1 pseudogene is annotated in these 812 nt (G+C 74.3%); it reads left to right on the forward strand.

The annotated features are described in order from the left end of the window. Nucleotides 1–37 precede the first annotated feature (37 nt). Nucleotides 38–812, forward strand: a pseudogene (locus GUY61_RS38705) (IS200/IS605 family accessory protein TnpB-related protein); the annotation flags it as partial.

The following is an 812-nucleotide window of genomic DNA, read 5'->3' on the forward strand; positions in this document are numbered from 1 at the left end:
GGGTGGCGCATCTCTTCGACCGGGCCGGGGTGAGGGTGTGGGCGGGTTGCGGGAGGTGGCGGTGCCGTTCGTGGTGCCCGGCCCGTCGGGGGTCGCGATCCGCACTCGCCTCAAGGGCCTGAGCGCCGGGGACGAGGAGGTACTGCGCATGGTCGGGGAACCACCTGGGTTCGCTCGCTTCCCGCGATCTGAGGGCGCGGTGTGCGGCCGGGCCGGAGCACGGCAGTGACCGGTGGGCCGAGCGCAAGCGTGTCCTGACCGTGGAGTCCTCGTCGCGCTGGGCCGGGTCGATCACGAAGGCGACCCATGATCAGTGGGCGCTCGCACGGAGGGGGCAGCTCGCCCATATCCGGAGCCTCGAGGCCGGGATCAAGGCGATCGGGCACCGGCTGTCCCGGCCCGTGGGCGACAAGGGCACCAGGAAGACTCTGGGTGGCTACGGCAGCAGGCGGGAGTGGCACGCGAAGTCCCGCCGCCTGCGGGGGCTCGAAGACCGGCTCCGCGCAGCACGGGCGGAGCGTGAGGCGGGTGTCGTGCGGGTGGTGCGCGGCGGCAGGCGACTGCTGCGCATCCGGCACCACCTGAACGCGGCGCGGCTCACCGAGGAGCAGTGGCGCGCCCGGTGGGGGGCGGGGCGGCGGTTCCTGGCCGCGGACGGCGAGTCCGGCAAGCGGTTCGGCAACGGGACCCTCCGCGCCAGCCCCGACGACTGCACGGTCTCGATCAAGCTCCCGGCGCCGCTGGCGCACCTGGCGAACGCTGAGCACGGCAGGTACGTCCTCGCCGCGACGGTGTCGTTCGCGCACCGGGGC

This window comes from Streptomyces sp. GC420, from assembly GCF_009916105.1.
GTDB lineage: Bacteria > Actinomycetota > Actinomycetes > Streptomycetales > Streptomycetaceae > Streptomyces.